This window comes from Duganella vulcania (genome assembly GCF_009857655.1).
Classification (GTDB): domain Bacteria; phylum Pseudomonadota; class Gammaproteobacteria; order Burkholderiales; family Burkholderiaceae_D; genus Rugamonas; species Rugamonas vulcania.
In genome coordinates this window covers 40501-54273 of sequence record NZ_WWCX01000008.1, presented here as the reverse complement: position 1 = coordinate 54273, position 13773 = coordinate 40501, and the positions used below count along the sequence as shown (strand labels likewise).

Here is a 13773-nt window from a genome sequence, read left to right as displayed (position 1 = left end):
GGTCGCATTGTTGGTCAGCATGGTTCAAAAACGGCAACAGGCGATATTATCCGCCATACACGCCTTCGTGTTTGCGGATTCTTCAAAAACCCGCAGATAAACGTGCTACTTCGGCCGCCCACAGTCCGTTTGGACTGTCAAGACTGGCGCATTCGCGCCGATTGCGTATCATTCCGGGCTTGACTGCTTAGGAATCGCCCACATGTTGCCTTCAATCGAACAACGTCTTGCCCTGGAACTGACTTGCAAACCGGTGCAGGTCGCCGCCGCCATCGCCCTGCTGGACGAAGGCGCCACGGTGCCCTTCATCGCCCGCTACCGGAAAGAAGCCACCGGCGGCCTGGACGACATTCAATTGCGTCTGCTCGAAGAGCGGCTGCGCTACCTGCGCGAGCTGGAAGACCGCCGCGCCGCCATCGTGGCATCGATCACCGAGCAGAATAAAATGACGCCGGAACTGTTAGATGCAGTCATGCATGCAGAAGACAAGACCCGTCTTGAAGACTTATACCTGCCCTACAAGCAAAAACGCCGCACCAAGGCGCAAATCGCCATCGAAGCGGGCCTGGCGCCGCTGGCCGACGGCCTGCTGGCCAATCCGGAACTGAACCCGGAAATGGAAGCCAACAAATACCTGCGCGACGCCTTCACCACCGCCGACGGCAACAATCCGGGCGTGGCCGACATCAAGGCGGCGCTGGACGGCGCCCGCCAGATCCTGATGGAACGCTTTGCCGAAGACGCCACCCTGCTGCAATCCCTGCGCGAATATGTGCAAGAGCATGGCATCGTGGAATCCAAGGTTATTGAAGGAAAGCAAGACGAGGGCGAAAAATTCGCCGATTACTTCGATTATTCCGAAACCATCGGCACCGTGCCGTCGCACCGCGCGCTGGCCCTGCTGCGCGGCCGCCGCGAAGGCATCCTCGACGTCACGCTGCGGCTGGACACCGAGGCCGAGAAACCGAAGTGGGACGCGCCGCACAACCCGTGCGAGGGCCGCATCGCCGCCCGTTTCGGCATCAAGAACCAGGGCCGCCCGGCCGACAAATGGCTGAGCGACACGGCCCGCTGGACCTGGCGCGTGAAAAGCTTCATGCACCTGGAAACCGAGCTGATGGGCGCGCTGCGCGAGCGTTCCGAGCAGGACGCGATCAACGTCTTCGCCACCAACCTGAAGGCGCTGCTGCTGGCCGCGCCGGCCGGCCAGCGCGCCACCATGGGCCTGGACCCGGGCCTGCGCACCGGCGTCAAGGTGGCTGTGGTGGACGCCACCGGCAAGGTGGTCGACACCGCCGTGATCTACCCGCACCAGCCGAAGAACGACTGGGACGGCTCGCTGCACACGCTGGGCAAGCTGGCGGCCAAGCACAATGTATCGCTGATTTCAATCGGCAACGGCACCGCCTCGCGCGAGACCGACAAGCTGGCGCAGGACCTGATCAAGCGCTTCCCTGAGCAAAAAATGAGCAAGATCGTCGTCTCGGAGGCGGGCGCGTCGGTGTATTCGGCGTCGGAATTCGCCTCGCGCGAACTGCCGGACATGGACGTATCGCTGCGCGGCGCGGTGTCGATCGCCCGCCGCCTGCAGGACCCGCTGGCCGAGCTGGTCAAGATCGATCCGAAATCGATCGGCGTCGGCCAGTACCAGCATGACGTCTCGCAGACCCAGCTGGCCCGCTCGCTGGACGCGGTGGTCGAGGATTGCGTGAACGCGGTCGGCGTGGACGTCAACACCGCCTCGGCGCCGCTGCTGGCGCGGGTGTCGGGCCTGTCGGCCTCGGTGGCGCAGGCCATCGTTTCCTACCGCGACGTCAAGGGCGCGTTCACCTCGCGCGCGGCGCTGAAATCGGTGCCGCGCCTGGGCGACAAGACCTTCGAACAGGCGGCCGGCTTCCTGCGCGTGATGGGCGGCGAGAACCCGCTGGACGCCTCGGCGGTGCACCCGGAATCGTATCCGCTGGTTGAGAAAATCCTCGGCGACATCAAGAAGGACATCAAGGCCGTGATCGGCGAAACCGCGCTGATCAAGACGCTCAACCCGGCCAAGTACGCCGACGACAAGTTCGGCGTGCCCACCATCTCCGATATTTTGAAGGAGCTGGAGAAGCCGGGCCGCGATCCGCGTCCCGAGTTCACCACCGCCACCTTCAAGGAAGGCGTGGAAGAGATCCGCGACCTGCGTCCGGACATGATCCTGGAAGGCGTGGTCACCAACGTGGCCGCGTTCGGCGCGTTTGTCGACATCGGCGTGCACCAGGACGGACTGGTGCACATCTCGGCCTTGTCGAACACCTTCGTCAAGGATCCGCACACGGTGGTCAAGGCCGGCCAGGTGGTCAAGGTCAAGGTGCTGGAGGTGGACGAGAAGCGCAAGCGCATCGCCCTGACCATGCGCCTGACCGACAGCGCGCCGCAAGCCGGTTCGCAGCCGCAGCAGCGCGGCGACCGCAACGACCGCAAGAGCATGGGCCAGCACCAGAAGCAAGCCGCCAGGTCCGAGCCGATCGGCGGCAGCATGGCGGCCGCCTTCGCCAAGCTGCGCGGCTGATCTTCCGGCCGTAAAAATACCGAGGCCGACGTTTTCTTATAAAATGACGGCATCTAATTACATCTTTTCACTGAGGCAGCTATGAGCGACGTACAAACCTGGATCAAAGAAACCGTGACCAACACCCCGGTGGTGCTGTTCATGAAGGGCACCGCCCAGTTCCCGCAATGCGGCTTCTCCGGCCGTGCCATCCAGATCCTGAAAGCTTGCGGCGTTGAGAACATTGCAACCGTGAACGTGCTGGAAGATCCTGAAGTCCGCCAGGGCATCAAGGATTATTCGAACTGGCCAACCATTCCCCAGCTGTACATCAAGGGCGAATTCATCGGCGGTTCGGACATCATGAACGAAATGTTCGAGTCGGGTGAGCTGAAGGCCCTGCTGGATGCCTGATCGTCCGCGGCGGATTATTATCGCCATCACCGGCGCCACCGGCGCGGTGTATGGCGTGCGTCTGCTGCAACAGTTGCAACACACCGCCGGCGTGGAGACGCACCTGATCGTCTCGGACGCCGCGGTCCTCACGCTGCACCAGGAAACCGGCTTGCAGCGGCGCGAGGTCGAGGCGCTGGCCCACGTGGTGCACAAGGTGCGCGACGTCGGCGCGGCCATCGCCAGCGGTTCTTTCCAGTCGGATGGGATGATCATCGCGCCATGCTCGATGAAGACGCTGGCGTCGGTGGCGCACGGCCTGTCGGACAACCTGGTCGCGCGCGCGGCCGACGTGGTGCTCAAGGAGCGCCGCCGGCTGGTGCTGATGGTGAGGGAAACGCCGTTCAACCTGGCGCACTTGCGCAATATGACGGCGGTGACGGAAATGGGCGGGATCATCTTCCCGCCGCTGCCCAGCTTTTACCACAACCCGCAAAGCATTGCGGAGATGGTCGACCACACGGTGGGCCGGGTGCTGGATTTGTTCAGCATCGGGCACACGCTGGCCCCGCGCTGGAACGGCATGAAGCCCGCCAGCGAACCGAACTAACCCGCCTGTACCGCGCTAGCGTTTATCGAACTGCGAACCGCTGGCCTTCTTCAGATCCCGTGCTTCCTCCACCATGCGACGGTGGGCGATACGCTTGCGCATCACCTCCGCATGCTGGGCGGCGGTCATCGGGGGGGCGGTCATCAAATCTTTTAGCTGCGCGACGTTGCTGTAGTTACTTTTCATAAGACGGCTCAAAAGCTAGGCTCCCGAAGTAAATGCTGCGGCTCAGCGGCGCTGATTACCTATTGTGCCTCAAAACCGTGTCGAAACTATGACAATTCGTAAAGCCCCCAAAAATAAAAAAGGCGCCCCCTTGGGGACGCCCATTCCGAACAAAAACTTGATTTCCCGTGAAACTAGTTTCACAAGGAAACAGTCCGGTCTTCAGCCACAAACGGTAAAAATAACTCCGTAGTAGTACATAAAATGACTACTTTTGGTAGTTTACACGCACCAACATGCGTATAAATTCGCGTGCGATCTGGCGGTGATGCTCGTCCAGGCGTTGCAAATCCGCGATCAACTTGACGTCGGCCGACTCGAAGCGCGACAGGCCGTTGCCGCCGTCTCCAGCCGGCGCGTCCGCCTCGGCGCCGCCAAAGCGCAGCCATTCGGCCGGCACGCCCAGCCATTGCGCGATCATGCGCAGCTTTTCCTGGGTCGGAATCGCCTCGCCTACCAGCCATTTGCGGGCGGCGTGGACGGTGATGGGCCGGCCATCGAAGCGGATGTTGAATTCCCGCGCCAACCGGGTTGGACTGTCGGGGGAGTAGTGGGCGTTTTTGAGAGCCTGTTGCAAGCGCTGGCTAAAGCTTTCGCGTTCATTGGAAGAATTCATAATTGCACTATTTCACGTTGCGTCATGAAAGTCAGTCTCTTGTTTTTAAGATCTGATTGTGACGTGATGGGATTTTATAATTAACACTTTATCCTCTGTAAGTGCAAGCGCCCGCAATAACAGGCGCCGAACTTTATTCGGTTTCCCGCTGCGAAATGGGCCTGAGCCTCGGAGCCGTTTCCAGCGGAAATAGTGAAGTTATTACAATAACACTACTGCTAGTTTACGGCCAGACTTTCAACGCTACGCGACGCGGAAGCGTATGATGCCGTCCGCCCCTGTTTGACGGCGCACGATACCGTCGTGCCACAAATTGTGCAAATGGGCGAGCGCCTCGCCCAGCGCAAAGCTCAGCTGGTGGGCGTCCAGCGGCCGTTTGAACATCAGCGGCACGATGTCGGCCGCCGACTGCCAATCGCGGCAGGCGTCGACCACTTCGGCCAGCCGCTCGACGTGGTGCTGGCGCAATTGGACGATGCGGGTGTGGAGTCCGTGGAATGGTTTGCCGTGCGACGGCAACACCAATACATCATTCGGCAAGTCAACAAACTTGCTTAATGATTCCAAATACAGCGTCAGCGAATTGGCTTCCGGCTCGACAGCGAAAACCGATACATTGGTGGATATGCGCGGCAGCACCATGTCGCCGGAAATCAGCACGTTCAATTCCGCGCAATACAGCGCCGCGTGCTCGGGGGAATGGCCGAAACCGGTGATCACCCGCCACTGTTGCTCACCAACAACAATCAACTGTCCGTCCTGGATGCGGTTGTAGGCGGCCGGCACCGACGGCACCAGCGTCGGATAGTAGTTTTTCCGGCTGCCCATCTTTTCCAGCATCCCCGGATCGCGCAGGCCGTGGCGCTGGAAGTGCGGCAGCGCCGCCAGCCCGTCCACGCCCGGCAGGGCGGCCGACATCATGCGCGCGAAGCCGTACTCGCCGGTGGTGGTCCACAGCGGCGCGTCCCAGCGGCGGCACAGCCAGTCGGCCAGGCCGATGTGGTCGGGATGGCAATGGGTGGCGAACACGCGCCGCACCGGCAGGCCGTCCAGGCCGTTTTCGAAGATGGACTCCCAGGCGGCGCGGGTGGCGTCGGCGGCCACGCCGCTGTCGACCACGCTCCAGCCCTCGCCGTCGCGCAACAGCCAGAGGTTGATATGATCCAGCGCGAATGGCAGCGGCATGCGCAGCCAGCGCAGGCCGGGCGCGATCTCGTGCACGGCGCCGATGGCCGGGATGGTGTCGCCCAGCGGGTAGTCCAGTTGCGATTCGAGCGGGTTCATATTTTCTTCTTTCGGAAAGTCAGGCGCGCTACAATGTGCTTGACGTTGACGTAAACGGAAATTGTACGACTTTACCGCAAACCTAGAGATGCCCACCTATACCATCACCGAACTGGCCCGTGAATTCGACATCACGGCGCGCGCGATCCGCTTTTACGAAGACCAGGGCCTGCTGAGCCCGTCCCGCGAGGGCGCCGGCGGCCGCAACCGCGTCTACACGCCGCGCGACCGCACCCGCCTCAAGCTGACCCTGCGCGGCAAGCGCCTGGGCCTGTCGCTGTCGGAAATCAAGAGCCTGGTCGACATGTACGAATCGCCCAAGGATACCAGCGCCCAGATGAACCGCTTCCTGGGCGTGCTGGCGCAGCACCGCGAAACGCTGGAACAGCAGCGCGAGGACATCGAAATGTCGCTGGCGGAAATCACCGCCCACGAGGACGAATGCAAGCGCCTGCTGGCCGCCATCGGCGAGCCCAAGCCGGCCACCATCTGATAAAAATAATAAGATTGCGTGACGGCCCACCGTCACCGCTGCTTTACGTTTACGTTAACGTCACACCGGCGTATTATTGACGCTTCCACCAAAACACAAGAATGAGGACGACATGCTCCATCTCCCAGGCCTGACCTTTGACCACGGCGAAGACATCGCCGCCCTGCGCGAAGCCGTGCAACAGTTCGCCGCAGCGGAAATCGCGCCGCGCGCCGCTGAAATCGACCGCAACGACCAGTTCCCGATGGACCTGTGGCGCAAGATGGGCGAGCTGGGCGTGCTCGGCATCACCGTCGGCGAGGAATACGGCGGCGCCAACATGGGCTACCTGGCCCACATCGTGGCGATGGAGGAAATCTCGCGCGCCTCGGCCTCGGTCGGCCTGTCGTACGGCGCCCACTCGAACCTGTGCGTCAACCAGATCAAGCGCAACGGCACCGAAGAGCAAAAACAAAAATACCTGCCCAAGCTGATCTCCGGCGAACACGTGGGCGCGCTGGCGATGTCCGAGCCGAACGCCGGTTCCGACGTGGTCAGCATGAAGCTGCGCGCCGACTTCAAGGGCGACCGCTGGGTGCTGAACGGCACCAAGATGTGGATCACCAACGGCCCCGACGCCGACGTGCTGGTGGTCTACGCCAAGAACGACCTGGAAGCCGGCCCGAAAGGCATGACCGCCTTCCTGATCGAAAAAGGTTTCAAGGGCTTCTCCGTGGCCCAGAAGCTCGACAAGCTGGGCATGCGCGGCTCCCACACCGGCGAGCTGGTGTTCGACAACTGCGAAGTGCCGGCCGAGAACGTACTGGGCGGCCTGGGCAAGGGCGTCAACGTGCTGATGTCCGGCCTGGACTTCGAGCGCACCGTGCTGTCCGGCGGCCCGCTGGGCATCATGCAGGCGTGCATGGACGCGGTGGTGCCCTACATCCACGACCGCAAGCAATTCGGCCAGCCGATCGGCGAATTCCAGCTGATGCAGGGTAAGATTGCGGATATGTACTCGACCATGATGGCGTGCAAGGCATATGTGTACGCCGTCGGTCAGGCCTGCGACCGGGCCAAAACCCCGGAAGCGGTCCGCCAGTTGCGCAAGGATGCAGCGGGAGCCATTTTGTATAGCGCAGAAAAAGCGACCTGGATGGCCGGCGAGGCGATCCAGACGCTGGGCGGCAACGGCTACATCAACGAGTATCCGGTCGGCCGCCTGTGGCGCGACGCCAAGTTGTATGAGATTGGCGCCGGCACCAGCGAAATCCGCCGCATGCTGATCGGCCGCGAACTGTTCGCGGAAACCAAGTAAGCATCGTGTGCGTTGGCTGGCCCGGCGGCAGTATTAACCCACCGCCAACGCACACCAGGGCTGACCCATGATCCAGGCTGCTTTCCCCAAACTGCTGCGCTCGCAGATCGCGTTCGACATCGCGCGCACCATCCGCGACGGCTTCGACAAGCACTACCGCCTGTTCCGGCTCACCAGCCAGCAGGCCAAGCAGCACTTCGAGCAGGGCGCCTGGCGCGTGGCGCAGCAGGCCGCGCGCGAACGCATCGGCTTCTACGACCGCCGCGTGCAGGAATGCGTGCAGATGCTGGAGGACGAGTACGACCCGGCCGAGCTGACCGACGAGGTGTGGCGCGAACTCAAGCTGCACTACATCGGCATGCTGTCCGACCACAAGCAGCCCGAGCTGGCCGAGACCTTCTTCAACTCGGTCTGCTGCAACATCCTGCACCGCCGCTACTTCCACAACGAGTTCATCTTCGTGCGCCCGGTGGTCTCCACCGAGTACATCGAAACCGAGGAGGTGGCGCCGACCTACCGCGTCTACTACCCCGGCACCGACGGCCTGCACTACACGCTCAAGCGCATCATCACCAACTTCCAGCTGGCCACGAAATTCGCCAACCTGTCGCGCGACGTGACGCAGGTCGAAGCCCGGCTGCGCACGCTGTTCGGCGGCATCAAGCTGGAGCCGAACCACCAGATCCATGTGCTGTCGAGCCTGTTCTTCCGCAACAAGGGCGCCTACATCGTCGGCAAGGGCATCAACGGCAACAAGGAATACCCGTTCGTCGTGCCCATCCTGCACAACAAGCATGGCGAGCTGATACTCGACACCGTGCTGTTCGACCACGAGCAGATCACGATCCTGTTCTCGTTCACGCGCGCCTACTTCCTGGTCGACATGGAAGTGCCGTCGGCCTACGTGCAGTTCCTGCGCACGCTGCTGCCGCGCAAGCCGCGCAGCGAGATCTACACCATCCTCGGCCTGCAAAAGCAGGGCAAGACGCTGTTCTACCGCGACTACCTGCAGCACCTGAAGCACTCGTCCGACCTGTTCGACATCGCGCCCGGCATCCGCGGCCTGGTGATGCTGGTGTTCGCGCTGCCGTCGTTCCCGTATGTGTTCAAGGTCATCAAGGATTTCTTCCCCGCGCCCAAGGAAACCTCGCGCGCGCTGATCAAGGAAAAATACCTGCTGGTGAAGCACCACGACCGCGTCGGCCGCATGGCCGACACGCTGGAATATTCCAACGTCGCCTTCCCGCGCCACCGCTTCAGCGAAGAGCTGATCGCCGAGCTCAAGCATTTCGTGCCGTCGCTGCTGGAGGAGGAGGGCGACCAGCTCGTCATCAAGCACCTGTACATCGAGCGCCGCATGGTGCCGCTCAACATATGGCTGACCAACGCCGACAACGACAACGACGACGTGCAGATCGAACACGGCGTGCTGGAGTACGGCAACGCCATCAAGGAACTGGTGGCCGCCAACATCTTCCCCGGCGATATGCTTTATAAAAACTTCGGCGTCACGCGCCACCAGCGCGTGGTGTTTTACGACTACGACGAAATCGAATACATCACCGACTGCAATTTCCGCGTGATCCCGGAAGCGCGCACGGAGGAAGAGGAAATGGCCTCCGAGCCGTGGTACCCGATCGGCAAGTACGACGTTTTCCCCGAGCAGTTCGGTCGCTTCCTGCTGGGGAACGCCAAGATCCGCAAGTATTTCATGAAGCACCACAGCGAACTGCTGACGCAAGCCTGGTGGCAGGCGCGCAAGCAGCGCATCCTCGACGGCTATGTGGAAGACGTGTTCCCGTATCCGCAGCACATCCGTTTTTGCAATCAACACACCACCCCACCGGCGGCCATCCAGCCGCCATTTATGGAGACTCTAGAAAATGAATGATCCTATCGTAATCGTCGGTGCAGCCCGCACCCCCATGGGCGCCTTCCAGGGCGACTTCTCCGGCAAGGCCGCGCACGACCTGGGCGCTGTGGCGATCCAGGCTGCCGTCGAACGCTCCGGCATAGCGGCCAACCTGGTCGAGCACGTCTACTTCGGCAACTGCCTGATGGCGGGCCAGGGCCAGGCGCCAGCGCGCCAGGCGCTGTTGAAAGCCGGCCTGCCGACTTCGACCGGCGCGGTCACGCTGTCGAAAATGTGCGGCTCGGCCATGCAGGCTGCGATCTTCGCGCACGACCAGCTGGTGGCGGGCAGCGCCGAAGTGGTGGTCGCAGGCGGCATGGAATCGATGACCAACGCGCCCTACCTGGTGCCGAAGGCGCGCGGCGGCTACCGCATCGGCCACGGCATGCTGTTCGACCACATGATGTACGACGGCCTGGAAGACGCCTACTCGCGCAACGAGAAAACCGGCGAAGGCCGTTCGATGGGCACCTTCGCCGAAGAGTGCTCGGCCAAGTACGAGTTCACCCGCGAGGCGCAGGACAACTTCGCCATCGAATCGGTCAAGCGCGCACAGGTCGCCACCAGCGAGGGCTACTTCAAGTGGGAAATCGCGCCCGTGACCGTGACCAGCCGCGCCGGCGACACCGTCATCGACAAGGATGAAGGTCCGCTCAAGGCCAAGGTCGACAAGATCCCGACGCTGCGCGCCGCGTTCAAGAAAGACGGCACCATCACCGCCGCCTCGTCGTCGTCGATCAACGACGGCGCCGCCGCGCTGGTGATGATGCGCGAATCGACCGCCAAGAAACTGGGCGCCACCATCATCGCCAAGATCCATGGCCACGCCACCTTCGCGCAGGAACCCAACCTGTTCACCACCGCACCGATCGGCGCGGTGGAAAAGCTGTACAAGAAAATCGGCTGGGGCACCAAGGACGTCGACCTGTTCGAGATCAACGAAGCGTTCGCCGCCGTGCCGATGGCCGCCATGCGCGACCTCGACATCCCGCACGACAAGGTCAACATCCACGGCGGCGCCTGCGCGCTGGGCCACCCGATCGGCGCATCCGGCGCGCGCATCATCGTCACCCTGATCGGCGCGCTGAAGCGCACCGGCGGCAAGAAGGGCGTGGCGGCGCTGTGCATCGGCGGCGGCGAAGCGACCGCGATGGCCATCGAGCTGGTGTAAGCGGATGGCGACGGCACTGATCATCGGCGCCTCGCGCGGCATCGGCCTGGAACTGGCGCGCCAGTACCTGGCCGACGGCTGGCGCGTGATCGCCACCGCGCGCAAGCCGGAGGACGTGGACGCCCTGGCCGAGCTGGGCGCCGAGGCGCACGGACTGGACGTGACCAACGTCGAGGCCGTTGCAGGCCTGGGCTGGAAGCTGGATGGCGAGGAGCTCAACGTGGCCATCCTCAACGCCGGCGTGTACGGTCCGCGCCACGACGGCTTCCCGCTGCAATCGGACTTCGACAACGTGATGCACACCAACGTGCTGGCGGCGATGCGGCTGCTGCCCATCATCGCGCCGATGGTGTGCGCGGTGCGCGGCAAGCTGGCGGTGGTGTCGTCGAAGATGGGTTCGCTCAGCGAGCGCGGCAATCCAAGCGGCTCGCTGTACCGCGCCAGCAAGGCGGCGCTGAACTCGGTGCTGATCGATACCGCGCTCAGCTTCGGCAAGCAGGGGGCGACGTGCGTCGCGCTGCATCCGGGCTGGGTGCGCACGGACATGGGCGGCGGCGAGGCCGACCTCTCGGTGGAAGAAAGCGCGGCAGGCATCCGCGCAACGCTGGCGGCGCTACCCGCGTCCGACCGGGCGGTGTATCGCAACTACGATGGCACAAGCATCGGCTGGTGATTCAATAACGATAAACGAGACAACATGATACTGAGCGAAGAACACGAAATGATACGCGACGCCCTGCGCACGTTTGCACAGGAGCGCCTGGCGCCCAACGCGGCCCGCTGGGACAAGGAACATCACTTCCCGAAAGAGGAGCTGAAGGAGCTGGCCGCGCTGGGCGCGTTCGGCGTCGCGGTGCCGGAGGCGCTGGGCGGCGCCGGCATGGATTACGTGTCGCTCGCGCTGGTATTGGAAGAGATCGCGGCGGGTGATGGCGGCACGTCCACCATCATCTCGGTCAACAACTGCCCAGTGTGCAGCATCGCGATGATGTACGCCAACGACAGGCAGAAGCAGCAGTGGCTGCGTCCGCTGGCGCAGGGCGAGATGCTGGGCGCCTTCTGCCTGACCGAGCCGCACACCGGCAGCGACGCCGCCGCCCTGCGCACTACCGCCACGCGCGATGGCGACGAGTACGTGATCAATGGCGTGAAGCAGTTCATCACCAGCGGCAAGTATGCGGACGTGGCCATCGTCATGGCGGTCACCGACAAGGCGGCCGGCAAGAAGGGCATCAGCGCGTTCTGGGTGCCGACCTCGGCGCCGGGCTATATCGTGGCGGGGCTGGAGCAGAAGATGGGCCAGCACTCGTCGGACACGGCGCAGATCCTGTTCGAGAACTGCCGCATTCCGGCGGAGAATCTGATCGGCGAGGAAGGCCAGGGCTACAAGATCGCCCTGTCGGGACTGGAGGGCGGACGCATCGGCATCGCCTCGCAGGCGGTGGGCATGGCGCGCGCGGCGTACGAAGCGGCGCTGGCTTACGCGCGCGATCGCGAAAGCTTCGGCAAGCCGATCTTCGAGCACCAGGCGGTGCAGTTCCGCTTGTCAGACATGGCGACGCAGATCGAAGCGGCGCGCCAGCTGATCCGCCACGCGGCCTCGATGAAGGACGCCGGCCTGCCATGCCTGAAGGAAGCGGCGATGGCCAAGCTGTTCGCGTCCGAGATGGCGGAGAAGGTGTGTTCGGATGCGATCCAGGTGCACGGCGGTTATGGCTACGTATCCGACTTCCCGGTGGAGCGCATCTACCGCGACGTGCGCGTCTGCCAGATCTACGAAGGCACCAGCGACATCCAGAAACTGCTGATCGCCCGCGCACTCTAACCCCACATTGGGGCTAAGCAATTTGGGGTCAAGTCTGGCATTCGGACACGAGCTCTGCCTTAAGCACGCGCTTACGGCAGAGCTCGTGTCCGAATGTCAGACTTGACCCCAAGTTTATCGACCGCAAGTTTAGGTTTTGACTTTGGCAAGTTCGCCGATGGCGTAGAAAGTGCCGCCGGCGATGTAGTGCAGGCTGCGCCATTCCGGGCCGGCGGATTCAAACTCCCAGTGGCCATTGCGGAACACACGGCTGTCGGCCCAGGCCGAGACCACTTCGCCGATGAACAGGTCGTAGGTCTGCTGGTTGTGCGGTTCCGGTACCACCTTGCAAATCAGCCAGCCCGAGCAGCCAGCCACCAGCGGCGTCTCGTGGCCTTCCACATGAAACAGCTCGACGCCGCAGCGCGCCAGCTTGTCCGGCACATCGGCCAGGCTCATGCTGCCAACCGCGTGCGTCAGGTCGATCTGCGCCATGTTCGGCACCTGGAGCGCGAAATAACCGCTCTGCTCGACCAACGCGCGCGTGCTGGTCGATTTATCCAGCACCACTGTGATCTTCGGCGGCATGAAATCCAGCGCGCATGACCAGGCCGCCGCCATTACATCGGCAGTGCCGCCATGCGTGGCCGAGACCAGCACCGTCGGGCCGTGGTTCAATAAGCGATACGCTTTTTCCAGTTCGACTGGCAGGATGTGCGGGTCCATCAAATCTTCCCAAGTTGCCGGTTGATCGCCGTGACCGATCGCTCGTTGCGCTCGCTGTAGCGGTCGGTCAGGTAGTCGGTCCTGCCGCGCAGCAGCAGGGTCATCTTGAACAGCTCTTCCATCACGTCCACCACCCGCTCGTAGTACGCGGAAGGCCGCATGCGGCCGGCGTCGTCGAATTCCTTGTAGGCCATCGGCACCGACGACTGGTTGGGAATCGTGAACATGCGCATCCAGCGTCCCAGCAGCCGCAGCGTGTTGACCACGTTGAACGACTGCGATCCGCCGCACACCTGCATCACGGCCAAGGTGCGGCCCTGGCTCGGACGCAGCGCGCCTTGCTCCAACGGGATCCAGTCGATCTGGTTCTTCATCACGGCGGTGATCGCGCCATGGCGCTCCGGGCTGCACCACACCTGGCCCTCGGACCACAGCGACAGGGCGCGCAGCTCCTGCACCTTGGGATGGTCTTCCGATACGCTGCCCACCATCGGCAACTCGGTCGGGTCGAAGATTTTCACCTCGGCGCCAAAGTGCTCCAGGATGCGCGCGGCCTCCTCCGTCAGGAAGCGGCTGAACGAACGCTCGCGCAGCGAGCCATACAGCATCAGGATGCGCGGCGGATGATCGAAGTCGCCGGCCGGGGCCAGCTTGTCCAGCGTCGGCGTATCCAGCAGGGCTGGGTTGATGTTGGGCAGATCCATGCAGACTC

The 13773-nt window shown here is 63.0% G+C and carries 14 protein-coding genes; 9 read left to right on the top strand and 5 right to left on the bottom strand.

Annotated elements, in window-relative coordinates; translation table 11 throughout:
* Positions 1–202: 202 nt before the first annotated feature.
* The 3 genes from GTP90_RS08160 (at position 203) to GTP90_RS08150 (ending at position 3533) form a co-directional block, all read left to right on the top strand.
* The gene (locus GTP90_RS08160; RefSeq protein WP_161083033.1) at positions 203–2551 is read left to right on the top strand and encodes a Tex family protein; all 2349 of its coding nucleotides are present in this window, start codon (positions 203–205) and stop codon (positions 2549–2551) included.
* A gap of 81 nt (positions 2552–2632) precedes the next feature.
* Entirely contained in the window at positions 2633–2944 is a 312-nt protein-coding gene (gene grxD / locus GTP90_RS08155) for a Grx4 family monothiol glutaredoxin (protein ID WP_161016047.1), read from the top strand.
* Entirely contained in the window at positions 2937–3533 is a 597-nt protein-coding gene (locus GTP90_RS08150) for a UbiX family flavin prenyltransferase (RefSeq protein WP_161083032.1), read from the top strand. Before grxD ends, GTP90_RS08150 begins: the two co-directional genes overlap by 8 nt.
* 15 nt (positions 3534–3548) lie before the next feature.
* Here GTP90_RS08150 and GTP90_RS36380 read toward each other — a convergent pair whose 3' ends face one another.
* The 3 genes from GTP90_RS36380 to GTP90_RS08140 form a co-directional block, all read right to left on the bottom strand.
* Entirely contained in the window at positions 3549–3719 is a 171-nt protein-coding gene (locus GTP90_RS36380) for a hypothetical protein (protein WP_008443115.1), read from the bottom strand.
* A 247-nt stretch (positions 3720–3966) separates the two neighbouring features.
* Positions 3967–4374, bottom strand: coding sequence for a hypothetical protein (locus GTP90_RS08145; protein ID WP_028819584.1), 408 nt, complete (start codon positions 4372–4374; stop codon positions 3967–3969).
* Positions 4375–4617: 243 nt separating this feature from the next.
* Complete coding sequence (locus tag GTP90_RS08140) at positions 4618–5658, bottom strand: MBL fold metallo-hydrolase (RefSeq protein WP_161083031.1); 1041 nt, start codon at positions 5656–5658, stop codon at positions 4618–4620.
* 88 nt (positions 5659–5746) lie between these two features.
* Here GTP90_RS08140 and GTP90_RS08135 point away from each other — a divergent pair, with 88 nt between their 5' ends.
* From GTP90_RS08135 to GTP90_RS08110, 6 genes are all read left to right on the top strand, one after another.
* Positions 5747–6151, top strand: a complete 405-nt coding sequence (locus GTP90_RS08135) for a MerR family transcriptional regulator (RefSeq protein WP_161083030.1) — start codon at positions 5747–5749, stop codon at positions 6149–6151.
* A gap of 112 nt (positions 6152–6263) precedes the next feature.
* Positions 6264–7448: an isovaleryl-CoA dehydrogenase gene (locus tag GTP90_RS08130; RefSeq protein ID WP_161083029.1), complete on the top strand. Its 1185-nt coding sequence runs from the start codon at positions 6264–6266 to the stop codon at positions 7446–7448.
* Positions 7449–7515: 67 nt separating this feature from the next.
* Positions 7516–9339 (top strand): bifunctional isocitrate dehydrogenase kinase/phosphatase, encoded by a 1824-nt coding sequence (gene aceK / locus GTP90_RS08125; protein WP_161083028.1) that lies wholly within the window; start codon positions 7516–7518, stop codon positions 9337–9339.
* Positions 9332–10531: an acetyl-CoA C-acyltransferase gene (locus GTP90_RS08120; protein WP_161083027.1), complete on the top strand. Its 1200-nt coding sequence runs from the start codon at positions 9332–9334 to the stop codon at positions 10529–10531. The genes aceK and GTP90_RS08120 overlap by 8 nt, the downstream gene beginning before the upstream one ends.
* A 4-nt stretch (positions 10532–10535) precedes the next feature.
* Positions 10536–11204 (top strand): SDR family oxidoreductase, encoded by a 669-nt coding sequence (locus GTP90_RS08115; RefSeq protein WP_161083026.1) that lies wholly within the window; start codon positions 10536–10538, stop codon positions 11202–11204.
* A 24-nt stretch (positions 11205–11228) separates the two neighbouring features.
* The gene (locus tag GTP90_RS08110; protein ID WP_161083025.1) at positions 11229–12356 is read left to right on the top strand and encodes an acyl-CoA dehydrogenase family protein; all 1128 of its coding nucleotides are present in this window, start codon (positions 11229–11231) and stop codon (positions 12354–12356) included.
* 129 nt (positions 12357–12485) lie between these two features.
* Here the strand turns inward: GTP90_RS08110 and GTP90_RS08105 are convergent, their stop codons facing one another.
* Together GTP90_RS08105 and arsH are read right to left on the bottom strand one after the other, a co-directional pair.
* A complete protein-coding gene (locus tag GTP90_RS08105; protein WP_161083024.1) occupies positions 12486–13061 on the bottom strand; it encodes a flavin reductase family protein in 576 nt (191 codons plus the stop codon).
* Positions 13061–13765, bottom strand: a complete 705-nt coding sequence (arsH, locus tag GTP90_RS08100; RefSeq protein ID WP_161083023.1) for an arsenical resistance protein ArsH — start codon at positions 13763–13765, stop codon at positions 13061–13063. Before arsH ends, GTP90_RS08105 begins: the two co-directional genes overlap by 1 nt.
* Positions 13766–13773 lie beyond the last annotated feature (8 nt).

Bases quoted from the DNA above. Each gene is read 5' to 3' on its own strand.
- GTP90_RS08160 (WP_161083033.1), top strand. From the start codon at position 203: ATGTTGCCTTCAATCGAACAACGTCTTGCCCTGGAACTGACTTGCAAA.
- grxD (WP_161016047.1), top strand. From the start codon at position 2,633: ATGAGCGACGTACAAACCTGGATCAAAGAAACCGTGACCAACACCCCG.
- GTP90_RS08150 (WP_161083032.1), top strand. From the start codon at position 2,937: ATGCCTGATCGTCCGCGGCGGATTATTATCGCCATCACCGGCGCCACC.
- GTP90_RS36380 (WP_008443115.1), bottom strand. From the start codon at position 3,719: ATGAAAAGTAACTACAGCAACGTCGCGCAGCTAAAAGATTTGATGACC.
- GTP90_RS08145 (WP_028819584.1), bottom strand. From the start codon at position 4,374: ATGAATTCTTCCAATGAACGCGAAAGCTTTAGCCAGCGCTTGCAACAG.
- GTP90_RS08140 (WP_161083031.1), bottom strand. From the start codon at position 5,658: ATGAACCCGCTCGAATCGCAACTGGACTACCCGCTGGGCGACACCATC.
- GTP90_RS08135 (WP_161083030.1), top strand. From the start codon at position 5,747: ATGCCCACCTATACCATCACCGAACTGGCCCGTGAATTCGACATCACG.
- GTP90_RS08130 (WP_161083029.1), top strand. From the start codon at position 6,264: ATGCTCCATCTCCCAGGCCTGACCTTTGACCACGGCGAAGACATCGCC.
- aceK (WP_161083028.1), top strand. From the start codon at position 7,516: ATGATCCAGGCTGCTTTCCCCAAACTGCTGCGCTCGCAGATCGCGTTC.
- GTP90_RS08120 (WP_161083027.1), top strand. From the start codon at position 9,332: ATGAATGATCCTATCGTAATCGTCGGTGCAGCCCGCACCCCCATGGGC.
- GTP90_RS08115 (WP_161083026.1), top strand. From the start codon at position 10,536: ATGGCGACGGCACTGATCATCGGCGCCTCGCGCGGCATCGGCCTGGAA.
- GTP90_RS08110 (WP_161083025.1), top strand. From the start codon at position 11,229: ATGATACTGAGCGAAGAACACGAAATGATACGCGACGCCCTGCGCACG.
- GTP90_RS08105 (WP_161083024.1), bottom strand. From the start codon at position 13,061: ATGGACCCGCACATCCTGCCAGTCGAACTGGAAAAAGCGTATCGCTTA.
- arsH (WP_161083023.1), bottom strand. From the start codon at position 13,765: ATGGATCTGCCCAACATCAACCCAGCCCTGCTGGATACGCCGACGCTG.